The 20,183-nt window shown below is 69.4% G+C and carries 23 protein-coding genes; 10 read left to right on the top strand and 13 right to left on the bottom strand.

The annotated features are described in order from the left end of the window. Positions 1-53 precede the first annotated feature (53 nt). Together ACYU8V_RS16090 and ACYU8V_RS16085 are read left to right on the top strand one after the other, a co-directional pair. Positions 54-944, top strand: a complete 891-nt coding sequence (locus tag ACYU8V_RS16090) for a DICT sensory domain-containing protein (RefSeq protein ID WP_460848775.1) — start codon at positions 54-56, stop codon at positions 942-944. Between the two features lie 114 nt (positions 945-1,058). Beyond that, positions 1,059-1,256 (top strand): hypothetical protein, encoded by a 198-nt coding sequence (locus tag ACYU8V_RS16085; protein ID WP_460848773.1) that lies wholly within the window; start codon positions 1,059-1,061, stop codon positions 1,254-1,256. An 8-nt stretch (positions 1,257-1,264) separates the two neighbouring features. Here ACYU8V_RS16085 and ACYU8V_RS16080 read toward each other — a convergent pair whose 3' ends face one another. From ACYU8V_RS16080 to tuf, 7 genes are all read right to left on the bottom strand, one after another. Then, positions 1,265-2,335, bottom strand: a complete 1,071-nt coding sequence (locus tag ACYU8V_RS16080; RefSeq protein WP_460848771.1) for an ABC transporter ATP-binding protein — start codon at positions 2,333-2,335, stop codon at positions 1,265-1,267. Next, positions 2,335-3,702: a GH1 family beta-glucosidase gene (locus tag ACYU8V_RS16075; protein WP_460848769.1), complete on the bottom strand. Its 1,368-nt coding sequence runs from the start codon at positions 3,700-3,702 to the stop codon at positions 2,335-2,337. Before ACYU8V_RS16075 ends, ACYU8V_RS16080 begins: the two co-directional genes overlap by 1 nt. An 83-nt stretch (positions 3,703-3,785) precedes the next feature. Continuing rightward, positions 3,786-4,802 carry a LacI family DNA-binding transcriptional regulator gene (locus tag ACYU8V_RS16070; RefSeq protein WP_460848768.1) on the bottom strand — a complete coding sequence of 339 codons (1,017 nt, stop codon included), beginning with the start codon at positions 4,800-4,802 and terminating at the stop codon, positions 3,786-3,788. After that, positions 4,799-5,629, bottom strand: a complete 831-nt coding sequence (locus tag ACYU8V_RS16065; RefSeq protein ID WP_460848767.1) for a carbohydrate ABC transporter permease — start codon at positions 5,627-5,629, stop codon at positions 4,799-4,801. Before ACYU8V_RS16065 ends, ACYU8V_RS16070 begins: the two co-directional genes overlap by 4 nt. Beyond that, on the bottom strand, positions 5,626-6,567 hold the full coding sequence (locus tag ACYU8V_RS16060; protein ID WP_460848765.1) for a carbohydrate ABC transporter permease: 942 nt from the start codon (positions 6,565-6,567) through the stop codon (positions 5,626-5,628). The genes ACYU8V_RS16065 and ACYU8V_RS16060 overlap by 4 nt, the downstream gene beginning before the upstream one ends. 100 nt (positions 6,568-6,667) lie before the next feature. Further along, a complete protein-coding gene (locus tag ACYU8V_RS16055) occupies positions 6,668-7,975 on the bottom strand; it encodes an ABC transporter substrate-binding protein (protein WP_460848764.1) in 1,308 nt (435 codons plus the stop codon). Between the two features lie 225 nt (positions 7,976-8,200). Beyond that, positions 8,201-9,388 (bottom strand): elongation factor Tu, encoded by a 1,188-nt coding sequence (tuf, locus tag ACYU8V_RS16050; RefSeq protein ID WP_460848762.1) that lies wholly within the window; start codon positions 9,386-9,388, stop codon positions 8,201-8,203. Positions 9,389-10,006: 618 nt separating this feature from the next. On the opposite strand from tuf, the gene ACYU8V_RS16045 reads away from it, so the two are divergent. Both ACYU8V_RS16045 and ACYU8V_RS16040 read left to right on the top strand, forming a co-directional pair. Further along, complete coding sequence (locus tag ACYU8V_RS16045; protein ID WP_460848760.1) at positions 10,007-10,276, top strand: hypothetical protein; 270 nt, start codon at positions 10,007-10,009, stop codon at positions 10,274-10,276. 318 nt (positions 10,277-10,594) lie between these two features. Further along, the gene (locus ACYU8V_RS16040; RefSeq protein ID WP_460848759.1) at positions 10,595-11,764 is read left to right on the top strand and encodes a Fic family protein; all 1,170 of its coding nucleotides are present in this window, start codon (positions 10,595-10,597) and stop codon (positions 11,762-11,764) included. A gap of 57 nt (positions 11,765-11,821) precedes the next feature. Here ACYU8V_RS16040 and ACYU8V_RS16035 read toward each other — a convergent pair whose 3' ends face one another. Both ACYU8V_RS16035 and ACYU8V_RS16030 read right to left on the bottom strand, forming a co-directional pair. Then, on the bottom strand, positions 11,822-12,178 hold the full coding sequence (locus ACYU8V_RS16035; RefSeq protein ID WP_460848758.1) for a hypothetical protein: 357 nt from the start codon (positions 12,176-12,178) through the stop codon (positions 11,822-11,824). Then, a complete protein-coding gene (locus tag ACYU8V_RS16030) occupies positions 12,175-12,516 on the bottom strand; it encodes a hypothetical protein (protein ID WP_460848757.1) in 342 nt (113 codons plus the stop codon). The genes ACYU8V_RS16035 and ACYU8V_RS16030 overlap by 4 nt, the downstream gene beginning before the upstream one ends. 306 nt (positions 12,517-12,822) lie before the next feature. On the opposite strand from ACYU8V_RS16030, the gene ACYU8V_RS16025 reads away from it, so the two are divergent. Then, positions 12,823-13,428 carry a hypothetical protein gene (locus ACYU8V_RS16025; RefSeq protein WP_460848756.1) on the top strand — a complete coding sequence of 202 codons (606 nt, stop codon included), beginning with the start codon at positions 12,823-12,825 and terminating at the stop codon, positions 13,426-13,428. Next, on the top strand, positions 13,416-13,730 hold the full coding sequence (locus ACYU8V_RS16020) for a hypothetical protein (protein WP_460848755.1): 315 nt from the start codon (positions 13,416-13,418) through the stop codon (positions 13,728-13,730). The genes ACYU8V_RS16025 and ACYU8V_RS16020 overlap by 13 nt, the downstream gene beginning before the upstream one ends. Before the next feature lie 373 nt (positions 13,731-14,103). Here ACYU8V_RS16020 and ACYU8V_RS16015 read toward each other — a convergent pair whose 3' ends face one another. After that, entirely contained in the window at positions 14,104-14,268 is a 165-nt protein-coding gene (locus ACYU8V_RS16015) for a hypothetical protein (RefSeq protein ID WP_460848754.1), read from the bottom strand. A gap of 477 nt (positions 14,269-14,745) precedes the next feature. Then, positions 14,746-15,690, bottom strand: coding sequence for a 1,4-dihydroxy-2-naphthoyl-CoA synthase (locus tag ACYU8V_RS16010; RefSeq protein ID WP_460848753.1), 945 nt, complete (start codon positions 15,688-15,690; stop codon positions 14,746-14,748). 67 nt (positions 15,691-15,757) lie between these two features. Here ACYU8V_RS16010 and ACYU8V_RS16005 point away from each other — a divergent pair, with 67 nt between their 5' ends. Beyond that, complete coding sequence (locus tag ACYU8V_RS16005) at positions 15,758-16,426, top strand: hypothetical protein (protein ID WP_460848752.1); 669 nt, start codon at positions 15,758-15,760, stop codon at positions 16,424-16,426. Here ACYU8V_RS16005 and ACYU8V_RS16000 read toward each other — a convergent pair. Then, positions 16,416-16,826: a DUF4870 domain-containing protein gene (locus ACYU8V_RS16000; RefSeq protein WP_460848751.1), complete on the bottom strand. Its 411-nt coding sequence runs from the start codon at positions 16,824-16,826 to the stop codon at positions 16,416-16,418. The two genes, ACYU8V_RS16005 and ACYU8V_RS16000, sit on opposite strands and share 11 nt — an antisense overlap. Before the next feature lie 135 nt (positions 16,827-16,961). Here ACYU8V_RS16000 and ACYU8V_RS15995 point away from each other — a divergent pair, with 135 nt between their 5' ends. The 3 genes from ACYU8V_RS15995 to ACYU8V_RS15985 all read left to right on the top strand — a co-directional run bounded on the left by ACYU8V_RS15995 (position 16,962) and on the right by ACYU8V_RS15985 (position 19,523). Further along, a complete protein-coding gene (locus tag ACYU8V_RS15995; protein WP_460848749.1) occupies positions 16,962-18,347 on the top strand; it encodes a hypothetical protein in 1,386 nt (461 codons plus the stop codon). 55 nt (positions 18,348-18,402) lie between these two features. Then, positions 18,403-19,005, top strand: coding sequence for a malonic semialdehyde reductase (locus ACYU8V_RS15990; protein WP_460848748.1), 603 nt, complete (start codon positions 18,403-18,405; stop codon positions 19,003-19,005). A gap of 74 nt (positions 19,006-19,079) precedes the next feature. Further along, positions 19,080-19,523, top strand: a complete 444-nt coding sequence (locus tag ACYU8V_RS15985; protein WP_460848746.1) for a nitroreductase family deazaflavin-dependent oxidoreductase — start codon at positions 19,080-19,082, stop codon at positions 19,521-19,523. Positions 19,524-19,529: 6 nt separating this feature from the next. On the opposite strand, the gene ACYU8V_RS15980 is transcribed toward ACYU8V_RS15985, so the two are convergent. Continuing rightward, the gene (locus tag ACYU8V_RS15980) at positions 19,530-20,147 is read right to left on the bottom strand and encodes an ACT domain-containing protein (RefSeq protein ID WP_460848745.1); all 618 of its coding nucleotides are present in this window, start codon (positions 20,145-20,147) and stop codon (positions 19,530-19,532) included. Between the last annotated feature and the right edge of the window lie 36 nt (positions 20,148-20,183).

Genomic DNA, 20,183 nt, shown 5'->3' with positions numbered 1-20,183 from the left:
CCCCAATATGTGAACAACGATATTCAACGGCTTGTTTAGATTATGCTACGAGCATGGACCCTGACGTGCACTCCGCGCAACCCCGGCCCGCCACCACGGCTGCCGGCGCCGCGACCCTGACGATCGGCGAGCTCGGCGAGCGCACCGGCCTGAGTCCCGCGGTCCTGCGGATGTGGGAGACCCGGCACGGCGTGCCGAAGCCGCACCGGCTCGCCTCGGGTCACCGGCGCTACACCGAGGCGGACGTCGCGCTCGTCGCGCAGGTGCTGCAGCGCAAGGAGGCCGGGCTGCACCTGGAGGCCGCGATCGCGGCGGTGACCGCCGCCTCCGCGCCCGCGCCGGCCTCGATCTTCGCCGAGCTGCGCCGCCGGCACCCGGGGCTCGCGGTCCAGCGGCTGCGCAAGCCCACCCTGGTCGCCCTGTCGCGCGCCATCGAGGACGAGTGCTGCGCGGCCGCCGACCGGCCGGTGCTGTTCGGTGCGTTCCAGCGCGACGAGTTCTACGCCGCGTCGGCGGCGCGCTGGTCCGACCTGGCGCGTACGGCGCGGACCGCGATCGTCTTCGCCCACGACTGGGGCGCGGCCGATGCCGGTGCACCGGTGCGCGCCGCACTGCCCGACGACGCCCCGCTGCGCCGCGAGTGGGCGGTCGTCTGCGACGCGCCCGACGCCACGGCGTGCGTGTCCGCGTGGGAGCTGCCCGGGCAGGCCGGCGTACCGGACCGGGAGCGGATCTTCGAGGCCGTCTGGACCGTCGACCCGGTCGTGGTGCGCGATGCGGCCCGGGTGGCCGCCGGGGTCGCGGCGGGCGTGGACACCCCGGGCGCGGCCGCCCTCGTCGCCGAGCTGGCGGACCGGCCGCTCGCCGCGGGCCCGCCGCTGGCGACGACCACGGCGCTCTTCAACCGGGTCGTCGCCTACGCCGACCGGCTCAGCCGCCGCTGACCCCTGCTCCGACCGGAAATACGTAGCCGAACAGGTATCACCACGGACGCCCGCGCGGTCCTCCTGACGTTGACTCGGTACGACGCTCCCGAGCACCCGGAAAGGCGGACCGTCATGGACATCAGGATCGAGACCTCAGTGGCCGGCCGGATCCGCGCACTGCTGCTGGAGCTCGCGCGCAGCCAGGAGGACATGGCGGCGGAGGAGCTGGCGGCGACGCCGTACTGGTCCTCGACGCCGACGACCGTGCTCGGCCACCGCGACGCCGCGCTCGCGCTGCGCACGGCCGCCGACGAGCTGCTCGCGAGCTGACCCGGCGGTCAGCCGGTGATCCGGTCGCCCGTCGCGGGGTCGAAGAGGTGGATGCCCGGCCGGTCGACGGCGACATGGACGACCTCGCCCTTGCGGACGACATCGCGGCCGGGGAGCCGGACGGTCAGCGTCGTCGGCGTACCGCCCAGGTCGGCGGTCCCGTAGGCATAGCCGTCGGCACCGAGCTCCTCGACGACCTGCACCTGGACCGGGATCCCGTCGTCCGCATCGCCCACGAGGCGCCACGCGTCGGGTCGTACGCCGACGGTCACCGCTCCGCTCGCCGGTACGCCGGTGGCCAGCACCCGGCCTCCGACCGCGACCTCGGTGCCGGTGGCGACCCCGTCGAGGAAGTTCATCTGCGGCGAGCCGATGAAGCCCGCCACGAACCGGTTGACCGGGGCGTCGTACAGGCGCAGCGGGGTGTCGACCTGCTGCAGCTCGCCGTCCTTCATCACCGCGACCCGGTCGCCCATCGTCATCGCCTCGACCTGGTCGTGGGTGACGTAGACGGTGGTGACGCCGAGGTCGGCCTGCAGCTTGGCGATGTCGGTGCGGGTGCTGACCCGCATCTTCGCGTCGAGGTTGGAGAGCGGCTCGTCCATGCAGAACACCTGCGGCTCGCGGACGATCGCCCTGCCCATCGCGACCCGCTGCCGCTGACCGCCGGACAGCGCCTTCGGCTTGCGGCGCAGGTACTCGGTCAGGCCGAGCAGCTCGGCCGCGTGCCCGACCCGGCGCTCGCGCTCCTCCTTGCCCACCTTCGCCATCTTCAGCGCGAAGCCCATGTTCTCCGCGACCGTCATGTGCGGGTAGAGCGCGTAGCTCTGGAACACCATCGCGATGTCGCGGTCCTTGGGTGGCAGCCTGCTGACGTCGCGGTCCCCGATCAGCACGCGGCCGGAGGTCACGTCCTCGAGACCGGCGAGCATCCGGAGCGTGGTCGACTTCCCGCAGCCCGAGGGGCCGACGAGCACCATGAACTCGCCGTCCTCGATCTGCAGGTCGAGCCCGGCGACCGCGGGCTCCTCGGCGCCCGGGTAGAGGCACCGGGCCTTCTCGAAGGTGATCGAGGCCATCAGATGCTCCTGTCCAGCCCGTTGCGGGCGATCGTCTCGGCGTACCAGCGCGCCGAGTCCTTCGGCGTACGGTCCAGGGTGTCGTGGTCGACGTGGATGATCCCGAAGCGCTTGTCGTAGCCCCAGGCCCACTCGAAGTTGTCGAGGAAGGTCCACAGGAAGTAGCCGCGGACGTCCGCGCCCTGCGCGATCGCCGCGTGCACGGCCGCGAGGTGGGCGTCGACGTAGTCGATCCGGTCGGCGTCGTGGACCACTCCGTCCGGGCCGACGACGTCCGCGCAGGCGATGCCGTTCTCGGTGATGGCCTGGGGGATGCCGTACTCGCGGTCGACCCGCAGCAGCAGGTCGGTGAGGCCGGAGGGCTGGATCGGCCACTCCATGACGGTGCGCGGGCCCTCGATCTCCCGGTAGAACGCGCGATCGGTGCCCGGGAACGGCAGCCCGTCGGAGGCCGCGACCGCCGCGGGGTTGTAGAAGTTGACGCCCAGGAAGTCGAGCGGCTGGTGGATGACCTCGAGGTCGCCGTCCTCGACGTAGGACCAGTCGGTGAGGTGGCGGGTCTGCTCGACCAGCTCGGCCGGGTAGTGACCACGGAGCATCGGGTCGAGCCAGATCCGGTTGGCCACCAGGTCGGCGTGCTCGGCGGCCGCCTTGTCCGCCTCGCTGTCGGAGGCCGCCCAGATCTCCTGCAGGTTGAGGGTCACCGACACCTCGGATGCCTCCGGGAGTACGGCGCGCAGCGCGGTCACCGCGCGGCCGTGGGCGAGGTTGAGGTGGTGCGCGGCCCGCAGCGACAGACCGTTGTCCTGGAGGCCGGGCGCGTGCTCGCCCTTCGCATAGCCGAGGTACGCCGAGCACCACGGCTCGTTCAGCGTGGTGAACGTCGGCACCCGGTCGCCGAGGACACGGCCCATCAGCTCGGCGTACTCCGCGAACCGGTCGGCGACGTCCCTGCTCAGCCAGCCCTGGTGCGGGCCGTCGTCGAGGACCTGCGGGAGGTCCCAGTGGTAGAGCGTGGCCATCGGCGTGATGCCGCGCTCGAGCATGCCGTCGACGAGCCGGCTGTAGAAGTCCACCCCCGCCCGGTTGACCGTGCGCGCGTCCGGGAGGACCCGCGACCACGACATCGAGAAGCGGTACGACCGGGCCCCCAGCGACGCCATCAGGTCGAGGTCCTCGGCCCACCGGTGGTAGTGGTCGCAGGCCACGTCGCCGTGGTCGCCCCCGGCGATCCGGCCGGGTGTGTGCGCGAACGTGTCCCAGATGCTGGGGCCGCGGCCGTCCTCGGCCACCGCGCCCTCGATCTGGTAGCTCGCGGTGGCGACCCCCCAGACGAAGTCGGCGGGGAAGGTCAGGGGCGCGCTCATGGAGGTCTCCTCGTGGGATGGGTCGATGGACGCGACGGCCGCGGTGGCGGCCGACGCGCTGGAACGTTCGGGTGGGGTGGGGATCAGACCGAGTCGCGGCGTACCAGCTCGGGGACGAAGATGACCCGGCGTGGCGCACCGCGGCCGCCCTCGTCGATCACCTCGGTGAGCAGCCGGCAGGCCTCCGCGGCCATCTGATCGACAGGGCTGTGCATGGTGGTGAGGGCAGGGGTGGTGCGCTCCGCGGCGCCGAGGTCGTCGTAGCCGATGACGGCGACGTCCTCGGGCACCCGCACACCCCGCGTCGCGAGCACCCGGATCGCGCCGAGGGCCATCAGGTCGGACGCGGCGAAGATCGCGTCCACGTCGGGGTGGGCGTCGAGCAGTGCGGCGCACGCGCGCGCGCCGCCCTCCTCGGTGAAGTCGCCGTAGGCGACGCGGTCCGGGTCCATCCCCTCGGCGGCGAGCTGCTCGCGCCAGCCCTCGAGCCGGTCGTGGGCCGCGCGCATGTCGAGAGGGCCCGCGATCGTGCCGATCCTGGTGCGGCCGGCCTCGACGAGCACACGGACCGCGGCCCGAGCCGCGCCGCGGTTGTCGGTGTCGACGAAGGAGACCCGCTCCTCGCCGGTCCACGGACGGCCGACGAACACGCACGGCAGCCCCAGGTCGGAGAGGTGCTCGGCCAGCCGGTCGCCGCGGTGGTGCGAGGCGACGATCGCGCCGTCGACGTACCGGCCGCGCAGGTAGCGGAGCAGGCGCTCCTCCTCCTCCCCCGGCTCGGCGATGAGCAGGACCAGCTGGAGGTCGTGCTCGCGCAGCGATCGCGCGATGACATGCAACATCCGGGCGAAGAACGGATCGGTGAAGATCCGCTCGTCGGACTCCGGGAGGATCAGCGCCACCGAGCCGGTACGACGCGTCGCGAGCGACCGTGCCGCGGCGTTAGGCGTGTAGCCGAGCTGGCGGACGGCTGCGTCGACGGCGTGCTGGGCCTTGGCGCTGACCTTCGATCCCCCGTTGATCGCCCGGGAGGCGGTCGCCTTGCTGACACCGGCCATCCGCGCGACCTCGTCCAGGGTGGGAGCCTCTCCGCCGCTCATCCCTTCACCGCCCCCTGCATGATGCCGGCCACGAGCTGGCGGCCGGTCGCGATGAACAGCAGCAGGAGGGGCACGGTGGCCATCATCGTCCCGGCCTGCAGCACCGCCATGTCCGACAGGCCCTGACCGGGCGCGATCTTCAGCTGGTCGAGCGCGGTCTGCAGGGTCTGCGTGCTGGAACCCTGCAGCACCAGCAACGGCCACATGAAGTCGGTCCAGGTGGACATGAAGGTGAACAGCGCCAGGATCGCCATCGCAGGCCGGGCCGCGGGGACCGCGACGGTCCAGAACGTCCGCAGCATCGAGCAGCCGTCCACGCGGGCGGCCTCGATCAGCTCGTCCGGGATCGCGTCTACCAGGTACTGCCGCATGAAGAAGACGCCGAAGGCCGTCACCAGCCAGGGCAGCACCACGGCGGTCCGGGTGCCGCTGAGCCCGAGGTTGCTGAACTCCTTGAGCAGCGGCACCAGCGCCAGCTGGGTCGGCACCGCCATGGTCATCACGACGACCACCATGAGGGCGTTGCGCCCGCGGAAGCGGAGCTTGGCGAAGGCATAGCCGGCCAGGGTCGAGAAGATCACCACCGAGCAGGCCGCGATGCTGGAGACGATGACCGAGTTCGCCAGGGCCGACCAGAAGTCGATCTGGTCGAAGACCCGGCGCGCGTTCTCCAGGAAGTGGCCGCCCGGGTAGAGCGGCAGCGGCGTCTGTCGGGCGCGCTGGGCCGTCACCGAACCGATGACGAAGGACCAGTAGAGCGGGAAGACCGAGCCGAGGACGAACGCCGAGAGCAGTCCGTAGACGACGAATCCGGGACGCCGGTTCATGCGGCCGACCTCCGTTGCAGGACACGCGTGAGCAGATAGTTGAGCAGCGCGATGCCGACGATGATGAGGACCAGGATCCAGGTCGCCGCAGCGGCCCGCGGGTACGGGTTGGTCGCGCTGTTGGCGGTGTTGACGACGTACATCGTCAGCGTCTGGTACTGGTAGTCCGCGCCTCCCTGCTGCTGCAGGTTGGTGTCGAACAGGCTGGGCTCGGTGAAGATCTGCAGCCCGCCGATCGTGGATGTGATGATCACGAACAGCATGGTCGGCCGGATCGACGGCAGGGTCAGGTGGAGGAACTGCCGCACCCGGCTCGCGCCGTCGATGCACGCGGCCTCGTACAGGCTGCGGGGGACGGCCTGCATCGCCGCCAGGATGATCAGGGTGTTGTAGCCGGTCCAGCGGAAGTTCACCATCGACGCGATCGCGACCCAGCTGGCGAACCGGTCCGAGTGCCACTGCACCTCGGGGAGCCCGATCGTGTGCAGGACCTCGTTGACCAGACCCGACTTGTCGGCGAACAGGGAGCCGAAGATCAGCGCGATCGCGGCGGGCGCGACCACGAAGGGCAGGAGCACGCTCATCCGCCACCACGTCCGCCCGCGCAGCTGCGAGTCGAGCAGCGCCGCGATCGCCGTGGCGATCAGGATCTGCGGCACCGACGACAGCAGGAAGATGCCGATGGTGTTCCAGAAGGCCTTGTGGAAAACGGGGTCCGAGAGGACGTGGGCGTAGTTGGCCCACCCGACCGCGGCACCGTGGCCCGACCCGAACCGCGGCCAGGAGAAGAAGGACAGGTAGCCGGTGTAGAGAATCGGGTAGAGCCCGATGACGATGAAGACGAGGAAGAAGGGCGCGACGTACAGGTACGGCGACACCGCCGCGTCCCAGCGCGAGAGCCGCTGACGCAGCGTCAGCCGGGTCGGGGTGGTGGCCACGTCGCTCCTCCTCGCTCGTCGGGGCCCACCCCGGGCCGGGGACGTGGTGTCCCCGGGCCCGGAGCGGAGGTTGGTCATGGACATCTCGGTCGGCTCAGGATCAGCTGAGGCTCGCCACGGCCTGGACGAACGTGTTCCAGGATGACGTCGCAGGCGTCCCCTCGTCGACCCGCTGGATGGCGGTCTGGAAGAGGCCCAGGATGTCGGAGTACTCGTCACCCTTGAACGGCAGGTTCGGCTTCACGGCCGCCGCGCGGTCCGCGAGGATCTTCGACGTGGGGGCGTTGTTGAAGTAGGGGTCGGTGGCGTTGGCCTGGGACAGCGACTGCTCTGCGGCGACGTTGGCCGGGTAGGCACCGGCCGCCTTGAAGGCGCCGAGCTCCTGGTCCTTGTCGGTCAGCCAGGCGGCGAACTGCTTGGCCTCGGCCTGGTGCTGGGACTGCTGGGGGACGGCCAGGAACGATCCGCCCCAGTTGCCGCCGCCGCCCGGGAAGGCGTCGACGATGTTCCAGCCCTTCACGTCGGGCGCGGAGGACTTGATGTTGGCGAACATCCACCCCGGGCACGGGATCGTGGCGAACCCGTCGTTGGTGAAGTTGGCGGTCCAGTCGTCGGACCACTGCACGGTCTTCGTGGACAGGGTCGGGGCGTGCTCGGCCACCGTGGTGAACACCGCCTTGAGGCCGTCGTTGTCGACGGCGACGGTGTTGTCGGCCGTCTGGAACGGATACTCGGTCTGGTTGAGCATGGCCTGGGCGATGGAGCCGCTGGAGTCGTACCACTTGGTGTTCGGCAGCTTCTTGACCAGCTGCTCGCCGGCCCGGAAGTAGCTGTCCCAGCTGCTGAAGATCGACTTCACGGCCTCGGGGGAGCTCGGCAGGCCGGCCTTCTGGAACAGGTCCTGGCGGTAGCAGAAAGCCTCCGGGCCCGCGTCGGTCGGGTAGCCGATCTGCTCGCCGCTGCCGGTCTGGCCGGCCTTGTACTTGTAGTCGACCCAGCGGGACGCGAGCGAGGAGTCGGTGAGGTCGACGAACTGGTCGGAGGCACCGTCGGCGAGGAACTGCGGCATCGAGTCGCCCTCGATGGCGACGATGTCGGTCAGGCCGGTGCCGGCCTGGAGGTCCGAGGTGAGCGTCTTCTTCCAGGTGTCCCACTGGGCGATCGTGGTCTGGTGGACGGTGAACGGACGGTTCGGGTCGGCGTTCCAGGTCTTGATCAGGTCGTCGTACCCGAAGTCGCCGAAGGTCGTGATGGTGAGGACGTCGTCCTTGCCGAGGGCGGTCTGGCTGCTGCCGGACCCGTTGCCGCAGGCGGCGGTGAGGCCGACGACCAGCGCCGCAGCGGCACCGAGGGCAGCCCCTCGTCGTACGGCGGACCGGCGGGCCGGCCCGAGGGAGAGCTTGCGCATCGTGGACGCTCCTGGTGATGGGGGGGTGTGGAACCGTTTCCACTTCTGTGACGCCGTAACTATGACGGGGGTCACAACGGGAGTCAAGAGTAAGCGTGAAAACGGTTCCACAATTTCGATGCCGTGGGTGGGAGCGCTCCCATTTCTTGTGTCGAAGAAGCGGAACGGCACCGATCCCCGGTCCTCCTCGAGGGCCGGGGATCGGTGCGTTCGGTGGCGGCGTCCTCAGTCGAGCAGGGCGCCGACCGCACCGGCGGCCACGGTCCGGCCGCCCTCACGGACGGCGAACCCGAGACCGGCCTCCATCGCCACCGGCTTGCCGAGCTGCACCACCACCTCGACGGTCTCGCCCGGCAGCACGGACTCCCGGTCCTGCAGCTCGATGGCACCGGACACGTCGGTCGTCCGGATGAAGAACTGCGGGCGGTAGTCGGCCGCGAACGGCGTGTGCCGGCCGCCCTCCGCCGCCGTCAGGACGTGCAGGCTCGCGACGAACCGTGCATGCGGCGTGACCGAGCCGGGAAGGGCGAGCACCTGGCCACGGCGTACGTCCTCACGGCGCACGCCGCGGAGCAGGACCGCCGCGTTGTCACCGGCCCGGATCTCCTCCAGCCTCTTGCCGAAGGTCTCCAGCCCGGTCGCCACACTCGAGGCCGTCGGACCCAGCCCCACGACCTCGACGCCGTCACCGACGCGCAGGGAGCCCCGCTCGACGGCACCCGTGACCACCGTGCCACGACCGCTGATCGTGACGACGCCCTCGATCGGCATCAGGAACGGCTCGCCCAGCGCCCGCTCGGGCACCGGCACGTAGCGGTCGACGGCCGCCAGCAGGTCGAGGATCGACGCCGTCCACCGCAGGTCGCCCTCGAGCGCCTTCAGCGCCGACACCCGTACGACGGGCACCTCGTCGCCCGGGAACCCGTACTCGCCGAGGAGCTCGCGCACCTCCAGCTCCACCAGGTCGAGCAGCTCGTCGTCCTCGACCGAGTCGGACTTGTTGAGGGCGACGACCAGGTGCGGGACACCGACCCGCCGCGCGAGCAGCACGTGCTCGCGCGTCTGCGGCATCGCGCCGTCCTGCGCGGACACGACGAGGATCGCCGCGTCCACCTGGGCAGCGCCCGTGATCATGTTCTTCACGTAGTCGGCGTGCCCCGGCATGTCGACGTGGGCGTAGTGACGGGTCGCCGTCTCGTACTCGACGTGGGCGATGTTGATGGTGATCCCCCGCTGCACCTCCTCGGGCGCCCGGTCGATGCCGTCGAAGGCGGTGAACGTGTTGCGGGCAGGGTCGCTGTCGGCGAGCACCTTGGTGATCGCTGCGGTCAGCGTGGTCTTGCCGTGGTCGACGTGACCCATCGTCCCGATGTTGAGGTGCGGCTTGGTCCGCACGAACTGGCTCTTGGCCATGGTGTTGCTTCCTGTGAGTCGTTGCGCCGGCGTACGACGATGCGCAGCGGCCTGCCGAGGAGACCGCCCCGCCCGGGGCTGGAGGAGTGGACGACCCTCCTCCTTCAGCCCCGCTGGAACGGGAGGAGGGTCAGCGTCGCGCGCCGGCGAGGAACGCAGCATCCGCGCACGGCTCGATGCCCGACAGGAGACCCGCCGGGAGAGCGGTGGGGACGGCGTACATGTCGACGACGGTACGGACGTCGGCGGCGCGGGCGCCACCGGATTACGGATGGTCCCGGCTCGACGCCTCCCCGATGATCCGCTCCTCCAGCACCGACGCTCGAAGCACGGGAACCACGCAGCGGCCGGCGGCGTCGTAAGGACGTGGGCTTCGCCAAGGTTGTTGCGCGCGCCGGATCGCTGGTCGTCGCCCTCTTGCTCGTCGGGTGCAGCACCGCCTCGACACCGCACGGCGCGCCGGCGCCGCCCCCACCCATCGGCCCCTCGCCGACGGCGTGGTCGGTCGCCCACCTGGTCCACCACGTCTGCGTCCTCACATCGCCGCGACCGTCGGCCGTCCGGCCCGCACAGCTGCCCGATCGCGCCAGCGGTGGAGTCGCCCTGTGGTATCCCGGCATGAACGCACGCCCATGCCGCACTTACCGCAGTCGCATCGGCGCACGGAAGGCGGACGTCCTGCTCCACGACCTCAAGCAGGTGACCATCCCCAACGGGAGGTACAACTGCCCGATGGACGACGGCAGCTCGGTGCAGATCTGGTTCTCCACGACGAGCGGCAACGCCAGCTTCCGGATCGGGCTGCGGGGCTGCGCCTTCTACCTGTCGCCCGCACGCCGCGATCTCGGCACCTGGCCGGCTCCGATGCGGTCGTTGGCTGGCTCGTAGGCAGCCGGCGGCGAACAGGGCCCGTGCACGGCCAGGCCCGTTGGATCAGTAGTACCAGGGGAAGCGCGGCACGCTCAGCGGCTACTGATGGTCACTACCCGGCTGGCCAGCGGAAACGTGACTACAGGTGTCGATCGCCGACGGCCGCCGACGACTCTCCTGCCACGTTTTTGCCACGCACCACGCCGTACCGCCCGCCCCCCTTGGCCCCAGTCATGGCCGCTGAGCCAGCTACACGACTCGTAGTCGCGGCCATGTCGCAATATACGGATCATCCGTGCATTTGCAAAGATGATCTTTGCATTGGATCATGGCGTCATGATCTACGCAGTCCCCGCGCTCGACGATCGTGATCGCGAGGTCATAGAAGGAATCGATCAGTACCGAAGCCAACTCCGACACTTCATTGGCCGGCCGCGCCGTTGGCAGGGTCTGCTGCGCCGCAATCTGCGCGCAAGAGCCATGCGCGGATCGAACAGCATCGAGGGCTACGACGTGTCCTTGGATGACGCGCTCGCCATCCTCGAGAACGACGAAGAAGCGCTGACTGCTGACCAGCGGACAGTCCTTGAAGTCACGGGCTACCGGAACGCGATGACCTATGTGCAGCAGCTCGCTGACGACCCCGACTTCAGCCTGGACCAGTCGCTCCTGCGGGGCCTCCACTTCATGATGCTTGGACACGATCTCGACAAGAGCCCCGGGTCGTATCGACGCGGTGCCATCTATGTGCGAGACGACGACACCGAGGAGATCGTCTATGAGGGACCAGACGCTGGCCTAGTTCCGAGCTTGATGCGCGAGCTCGTGAGCCAACTTGAGACTCTGCTCAACGACCCCGACTGCCCGATATTCGTGGCCGCTGCGATGGCCCACCTGAACCTGGTCATGATTCATCCATTCCGCGACGGAAACGGGCGCATGGCCAGGTGCCTTCAGACCCTCATGCTGTCGCGAAACCAAGTCCTTGGGCAGGAGTTCGCCAGCATCGAGGAGTGGCTGGGGCGCAACACACTGGACTACTACGACGTGCTGGCCAGGACCGGACATGGCAAGTGGTCTCCAGCCAACGACGCGACAGCCTGGGTGCGCTTCAATCTGACGGCCCACCACATGCAGGCCCAAACGGTTTGGCATCGCGTTCAAGAGGCCGACGAACTCTGGACGAAACTGGAGGCGCTCGCGGCCGACAGGGGTTTTCCAGAGCGTGCTGTCCAAGCGCTGTACACCGGCGCCCTCGGGCTCCGGGTGCGCAGAATCGCGTACGAGGAAGCCACCGGCCTTGAGTACGCCACGGCCGGTCGCGATCTCCGCAACCTCGCGACGGCTGGCCTGCTCCAGGCGAAAGGCGAGACCCGCGGGCGCTACTACATGGGGAGCCCGGAACTCCGGGAGATCTACGGCGAAGTGCGCGCGGCGCACCGCGGACGGATCGTGAATCCGTACGACGCCCACTTAGACGGCGAGGCCGACGAGCCACTGTTCTAGACTGGATACCCCGGCAATATGGTCGATCAAGGCTTCAGCCGGGCCCCAGGCATTGCCTCAGTCAGTGCGGCTGAATCCCCGGTCCGCCAGTTCGGCCCGGAGTTCCCCGGCACTCGAAACGATCGTGGTCATGGGCCACGACGGAGGCTCAGGCGCTCCCTTCCACGTGACATGTGTCAATGCGATCTCACCGTCGGCGAGCGCCAAGAGGACGTCGTCGCGAGCCGGCACGCCGATGCCGATGATCCGCCAGCGCCGGCCGTGCAGGACATGCCCTTGAGCGATCTCGACGCTCAGCTCGCGCCGATGCCGAGCCAGCACCCGCCAGTTCGACAGCCGGGTGCGCCGCCGGCGTAGGTCGACCCACGGACCGGGGAACTCAACCCCGTCGATCCAGTCCGTCTTTGCACTCATCGGAACTCGCGAACGACTTCGATCAAGCCGACGATGTGACGGTTGAACGCTTCAAGGTCCTCTGCGGGGATCCAGTACTCCAGGATCGTCTCGCCGCCGGCGCGCTGGACGTCGTATTGGTCGAGGTAGCCCTTCTCGACGTCGAAGCGGGTCACGTAGCCGACACCGCTCGCCTTGACGTTCCAGTCGCGGGCGATCCGGACGGCGTAGTCCTCGTTCAGCACGGGATAGAAGATCGGTTGGTCCGGGAGTCGCGGCGGCCACTCTCGCCAGCCAGAGGCCTCGACGAGCGCTAGCTCCTTGGGGCCCGTCGGGCGCCAGAGGGTGACCGTCTCCATGCGTGAATTCTCCCTCACGCTCGACGCCCATCCCTAGCGATTTCCCACTGTCCTGCACCTCGCCCAACTCGACCCCCAACCATTGACAACCATTGACTCTTCACGGCTCCGAGAATCTCCTCCAGAGCCCCTCTTCGGAACCTCGTTCCACACGCCATTTCATTCGGCCCGTATGCGCATCTCTGGCCGACTGCTGAGGACAAGACACGTGCGGCTGCCGCTGAAATGGCCGCGGAGGTCCTGTCGAGCGAGGCGAGTGCGGAAAGTGCAGGGACCGCGAGCATGACAAGGTGAGACAGTTGCCGCGTGAAGCCGTTCCGCCGCCCGACGCCGCGCGGGGCCGAGCCCGCCCGAGGCATGGCGGGTGCGTTCTGGGACCTACGTGACCACGCCTACGACCGACCCGAGGACTGGGAAGGCGTCAGCCCCGAGGCCGTGTTCCAGGCGATAGCCGAAGTGACCGAACGGGTCGCCGACGCGGGCGGCGAGATGGACTGGTCGACATTCCCAACTGCCGTGGCAGCGGTGGCTCGTCGTCACACTGCTACGGCCGCGACGCCAGAGACGGACACGGACCCCAACGAGGTCGTCCGTGGACTGAAGATCACGGCCATCAACTTCGTCCACGACTTCATCGAGGTCCACCTGGACGACGTTGTTCTCACCGGATACACCCAGCCATTCGGAATCATCGGATGCGGCGGAGTTGGGCCGGCATCCATCACCCGACTGATCGGCAAGACGGTCGAACAACTCTCGGTCGTAGAGGGCGAGTACGTGGCACTCGACTCCGGCGAGAACCGCTTGGCGTTTCCAATCGGCGGCGAGTCCGCCAAGGGGCCCGAGTCCGTGCAGCTGTACCGACGAGCGCACTATGAACTCGGCGTGCCGAGAGCCCTGTGGATCTGGTGACCATGGACTGGGCAGCACCCCCACACTTCGCCGCCGGCGGAACCGTCTTGGTCGGCCTCATCCTGGCGCCCGAAGCCGAGCGCGCCCTTCGACCAGACGACCGCGCCCACGTCGACATCGAGATTCACGGCCACGATCCGCAGGGCCGGTCTCGGGCCGCGCTCGCCGCCGCGGAAGGCGTGCTGGCCGAGATCAACGAGCTGAGAGCCGCGGCGGTGGAGCTGGCTCCTAACGGCTTGCACACCGAGTACCCCGAGCGCCCCGATCAAGGGGCTTGGTCCTCGACGGACTCAGTTCCATGACACCGGGGTCGTTCGGGTGTTGTTCGACGTCGGAGACTTGGATCTCTCATCCTGGATCTCCATCCCGACGCTCGGCGGATCGCATCCGTTGAGAGCTGAAATCCTGATGTGCAGGACCTCTGACTAAGGGACTTCGCCGGCGCCCTCGATCACCCGGTCTCGGTAGGCCTGCCAAGGCGAGGAAGCTCTCTCCAGATGACTCCGTCCTGAAGAACTCCCCCTCGGAGCAGTCGATGGCACGGCGGCCGATGCGATCGAGGAGGGCGTCGATGACGTCAACAACGGGTCCGCCACCTCGGACGCGCAGCATCACCGAATCCACGACCTCGTCTGTTCCCATGTTGAACTCGATGACGAAATCGGGAGTTACAAGCTATCCCCGGGACGGGTCGGAGAAGTCGGCGCTTGGCGCCACCTCGCGAATCGCCGTGATCAGGTCAGCTCGGCTGCCAAGAGGCTGAGGCTCGAAGTCATCCGGCATGTCCGCGACCGAAGCGACGTCGCTCGGCAGGTCCATGACCGAGATGTCCCAACTCACGCCACCATCATCGCCGATCTAGAACCACCTCGGCGGTACAAGTAGGACACGCGCGGGGACCGCGTCGATCGAATAGGTGGCGCACAGTGACCAGCTCACCTTCCGGGATCAAGCAGAGGCTTGCCCCATTGGCGTACGCGTGCTCGTATCCATCGATAACCGAGACCCCGTCCATGCCGCGGAGCGACGGATACGGGATCGGGTCCGAGCGACCCTCCAGATCTGCAAGCGCTCGAGCACGCCACTCGTCGTTCGCGGCGGCCTCGGCATCGGTGATCGGCCGGAGGTCTGCGCTCCGGACGCACGCACCGAAATCCCGCTCGTCCACGGAGTGACGTTAGTCGTCATTGGCGCAGGTACGCACCGATCTAGAGCAAGGCGCAGCACCTCTCGATCCGGAGCTCAACCGCGATTCTTGCCGCGCATCTGCCACGCACGAGGCCCGAAAAGACCTCTGACCTGCGGAAACGCGGCAGATCAGTAGTACCAGGGGTACGGCGACCAGTCGGGGTCGCGCTTCTCCAGGAACTGGTCCCGGCCCTCCTGGGCCTCGTCGGTCATGTAGGCCAGGCGGGTGGTCTCGCCGGCGAAGAGCTGCTGGCCGACCAGGCCGTCGTCGAGGAGGTTGAAGGAGTACTTCAGCATCCGCTGGGCGGTCGGGGACTTGCCGTTGATCTTGCGGCCCCAGTCCAGCGCGACCTTCTCCAGCTGGGCGTGCTCGACGACGCGGTTGACGGCGCCCATCTGGAACATGTCGTCGGCGGTGTACTCCTCGGCGAGGAAGAAGATCTCGCGGGCGAACTTCTGACCCACCTGGCGCGCGAGGTACGCCGACCCGTAGCCGCCGTCGAAGGAGCCCACGTCGGCGTCGGTCTGCTTGAAGCGCGCGTGCTCGCGCGACGCGAGGGTCAGGTCGCACACGACGTGCAGCGAGTGGCCACCACCGGCGGCCCAGCCGGGCACCACGCAGATGACGACCTTGGGCATGAAGCGGATCAGCCGCTGGCACTCCAGGATGTGCAGCCGCGCGAGCTTGGCCTTGTCGATGACCGACGGCTCCTCGGCGCCGGTGTCGGCGGCGCCGATCTGCTTGTCCTCGTACTGGTAGCCGGCGCGACCGCGGATCCGCTGGTCGCCGCCCGTGCAGAACGCCCACTTGCCGTTCTTCGCCGACGGGCCGTTGCCGGTGAGGATCACACAGCCGACGTCGGCGGACATACGCGCGTGGTCCAGGGTGCGCAGCAGCTCGTCGACGGTGTGCGGGCGGAACGCGTTGAGCACGTCGGGCCGGTCGAAGGCGATCCGGACCGTGCCGTGCTCGCGGGCCCGGTGGTAGGTGAGATCCGTCAGGTCCTCGAAGCCGGGCACCACGTCCCAGTCCGCCGGGTCGAAGATCTCGCTGACGCCGTCGATCGCACTCATGCCGCTGAGGGTAGACGCGTCCCCGATCCGTGCGACCCGCGGCTCAGGCTGAGGCACACTGGAGCGCATGAGAGGTCCCCGGGTCTGGGTGGTCGCGCTCGCCCTGAGTGGTTCGCTGGTCGGCCCCGCCCGGGCCGCGGACGTCACTGGCACGCTGGTCGCTACGACCGACCTTCCCCACGACGACCTGGTGAACATCGGCTCCACCGACACCCTCGTCGGCGGACTGCAGCAGACCGACGCGAGCTCGCCACCGGTCGCGGGCGCCACCGTCACCCTGCGCTCGTGCCCGGTCGACAGGTCGTGCTCCCAGCGCACCACCACCGCCGACGCCGACGGCGCCTGGGCGTTCCCGGTCGCGCCGCACCGCAACACGTCGGTCGCCGTCTGGTACGCCGGTCCGCCCGCGGGACCGGCCGCGACGTTCCTCGTCCATGTCGCTCCGCAGGTCAGCATGCGCGTCAGCGCGCGGAGCGTGCCTCGCGGAGGGCGGGTCCGTATCCACGGCAGCGTGGCGCCGAATGACGCCGGCGCCTGGGCCGTGCTGAAGTACTACGTCGACGGCCAGTGGGCGACCGTCACCGGGACGAGGGTCACGGACGACTCGACGTACGCCTTCCGGCGCCGCCTCCGCTTCCCGGCCGGCACGAACGTATGGCCCAGAGTCGTGATCCGGAGGAACGCCCTCTTCGCGACCAATGACAGCCGCACCGTCGCCATCACGATCACGAGATGAAGCGGATGGTCATCGGCGGGTTCCACCACTCGCCCCGGCTGGCCTTGACCGCCGCGACGATGTGCAGCACCACGCCGACGATCGGCACGGCCAGCAGCACCAGGAAGCCGACCAGGACGAGGACCAGCACGAGGCCGATCACCGCCCACATCAGCATGTTGAGCTGGATGTTCATGGCGTTCGCGGCGTTGTGCCGGATGAACGGGCCGCGGTCCTTGTGCAGCAGGTAGACCGCGAGGGCCGCGAAGAAGCCGAGGGTGCCGGCGCTGAAGACGGTCGCGGCACCGACGCCGACGTGGGTGAGCATCGACCACGTGCGCTCCTCGTCGGGAGTGATGGCGGTCGAGGCAGGCGCGGCGTAGCTCGGGTAGGGGTGCTCGCCGTACGGGTTCTGGGACATGGGTGGTCCTCCTTCTCGTCTCCAGCCTTCCTCACCAGCGAGGCCCGCACACTCCGGGAGCCACCTGATCCGTCCCTGAGATGCCCCCGACGCGCGGGCCTTGGCAGCCGCCCCGGTCGGGTCCACACTCAGCACATGAGGCGCCTCGCGACCGTGGTCGCAGTGCTCGCCCTCGCCCTCGGTCTGGCGACTCCGAGTCCTGCCCGTGCCACCACCCCGGTGTGCAGCACCGATGCCACCTTCTGCATCTCGTACGCCGCCACGGCGTCCACCACCGCGACCCAGCAGCCGGTCGACCTGACCATCGACCTGGCGAACACCTCGCCGAGCCACGACACCGACACCGGCACCTGGGTCCACCAGGTCAGCGTCCGGCCGCTGGCGGTGTCGCTGACCTCGGGCCCGCTGATCACCCGCTCTGCCGACCTGCCGAACGGCCTGCTCGTCGCGGGCAGCAGCGCTGGCTGCGGCACGGGCAACGGATGCAGCGCCGGCTACGGCATCGGCTACGCACAGGGCGGCTACTGCGCCACCGGCATCTGCACCTTCACGTTCGGGATCCAGCGTGTCGCGAACGTGCAGGCAACGACGCACCGCAACGAGTTCGCGATCACGCTGACCGGCTGCCTCACGGCGCCGATCAACCTGTGCGGATCCTTCGGCGACATCACCATGACCAAGGACGTCTGGTTCGACCCGCCGGCCGACGGCCCGTCCACGACCGAGATGACCTTCGTCCTCGACCCGACCGGATCCGGCTTCGACAACTTCACGATCGACCAGCTCCACCTCACGCTGAACGGGACCGTCGACCAGTACCGATGGTTCCGGCTGCCGCCGACCTGCGGGAGCGCGAGCGGCTCGGCGACCGCCACCGACAACGCCGGCAAGAGCGCGACCGCCACGGCGGACTTCACCGTCACCGGCTGCCTGGACGTCACCGGCACCGCCTCCACCCCGCAGGTCCGGTACGGCGGTCACGCGACCCTCGCCGGCGGCCTGACGCCCTCCGACGACACCTCCCCTGCCGTCGCCGGCGCAGCGCTCCTGCTTCGCACGTGCCCGGCCGGCCGGGCGTGCACGACCAGCCCGGCGACCGCGGGCCCCACCGGCGGCTGGTCGTTCGCGGTCACGCCGCAGCGGACCACGACGTACTCCGTCCTGTACGCCGGTCCGGCCGGCGACACCGACTGGGTCCCGGTGGGCCGGTCCTTCACGGTGCGGGTGGTGCCGCTGGTCAGCCGGCGGGCGAGCGCGGCGCACGTGCCGCACGGCGGCCGGGTGACGATCAGCGGGGCGGTCACGCCGAACGACGCCGGGGCGAAGGTGGCGCTGCAGCGCTACCTCTCGGGCAGCTGGAGGACGATCGCCACGACGACGGTGACGTCGCGGTCGACGTACGCCCTCTCCGCGAGGCTGGCCGGACGGGCCGGGACCACGGCACGGCTGCGGGTGCGCGTCGCCGGCAACAGCCGGTTCGTGACGGCAACGAGTGCCGCGCTCACCATCGGCCTGACGTGAGCCAGGCCACACCGCGGGGCGGAATCGGCGTACCGCCTAGGTAGTTGAAACCTGCATGACCTCAACCCTCGAGCGACTCGACGAGCGCGGCCGCCAGATCGTCTTCACCGGCGCCCGCACGGCCAACTCCTTCTCCGACCAGCCCGTCACCGACGCGGAGCTGGCCGACATCTACGAGCTGGTGAAGTGGACGCCGACCGCGGCCAACACCCAGCCCCTGCGGATCCTGTTCGTCCGGACGCCGGAGGGCAAGGAGCGCCTGCTCAAGCACATGGGCGACGGCAACCGCGACAAGACCGAGGCAGCGCCCGTCACCGCGGTGCTCGCCGTCGACACCCGCTTCCACGAGCACGTGCCCACGGTGTTCCCGATCAGCCCCGGCCTCGAGGACGTCCTCGAGCAGAACGCCGAGATGCGCGACGGATGGGGCAACTTCTCCGCCGCGATCGGCGTGGGTGCCTTCATCCTCGCGACCCGCGCCGCCGGTCTGGCCGCGGGCCCGATGGCCGGCTTCGACAAGGAGGGCCTCGACGCGGAGTTCTTCGCCGACGGCCGCTGGAAGTCGCTGCTCGTCGTCAACATCGGCCACCCGGGCGAGAACGCCTGGTTCGACCGGCTCCCCCGTCTCGATCAGGAGGACGCGGTCAGCTTCGCCTGAACCCACCCCCGCACTCCGCGCCGCCGCGGGCCGTTCCCTGGAACAGCCCGCGGCGGTGTGCTGTTGTAGAGGGCATGACTCTTCTCGGCGAATACGTCCCCAGCAGCCAGCAGTGGGTCCGCGACCAGGTCGCGGCGTACGAGGCCTCCGGCGGCACCGAGGCCAACACCCTCCGCGCCACCGGTGACCCGATCATCGTGATCACCTCGGTCGGCGCGAGCTCGGGCAAGCTCCGCAAGAACCCCGTGATGCGCGTGGAGAAGGACGGCACGTACGTCGCCATCGCGTCCAAGGGCGGCGCCCCCGAGGACCCCGCCTGGGCCGACAACTTCCGCGCGCACCCCGAGATCGACCTCCAGGACGGCCCGGAGCCGAAGCCGTACCGGGCCCGCGAGCTCAGCGGCGAGGAGCGCCGGGAGTGGTGGGAGTACGCCGTCGCGACGTGGCCGACCTACGCGTCGTACCAGGAGAAGACCGAGCGGGAGATCCCGGTGTTCCTGCTGGAGCCCGTCTCCTGAGAGGGGCTACCGCGAGTCGGCGGTGGAGATGGTGACCGCCAGCGCGGCCAGGTGGCCGAGGCGGGCGAGCTCGGAGTCGAGGAAGTCCGGGCCACCACGGCGGCCGATGACCACGATGTCGTTGCCGTCCAGGCGGGCGGCCGCGAACAGGGTGTTCTCGTCGCCGTCCACCTCGAGCCGCTGCGGACCCTCGAGCTCGATGAACTCGAACTCCTCCGGCGCGGCGCTGGTGCCGTAGGCGGCCCCCTTCGCCCGGTGCACCCGCAGGCCCCAGTCGGCCCGGAAGGTGGCCGGGAGCAGGTCGACCAGCCGGTCGAAGGCCTGCTCGGGGTTGCCGGTGATCTCCTCGACCGCCTCGAGGTCGAGCACCAGGTTGCCGCCCGAGGGGTAGTGGCTGATCCAGAGCACGTGCACGCCCTCGAGCGCGCTGCAGGCCGAGACCACCGAGTCCGGCATCGTCCCCGCGGGGATCTCCAGCAGCACGTCGTCCAGCGCGGTGCCGTTCTGGCGCTTCTCGACGATCTCGATGGCCTCGATGTCGCCGCCGGCCATACCGATCGCGGACGCCACCCGGCCGAGCGATCCGGGGACGTCGGGAAGCTCGACGCGCATCAGGTACGGCATGGCACCAACCTAACCCTGTCGTGTTACGCCGGATTG

This window comes from Nocardioides ultimimeridianus (assembly GCF_054777895.1).
The sequence above is the reverse complement of the archived record's forward strand: the minus strand, read 5'-3'. Positions and strand labels throughout refer to the sequence as shown.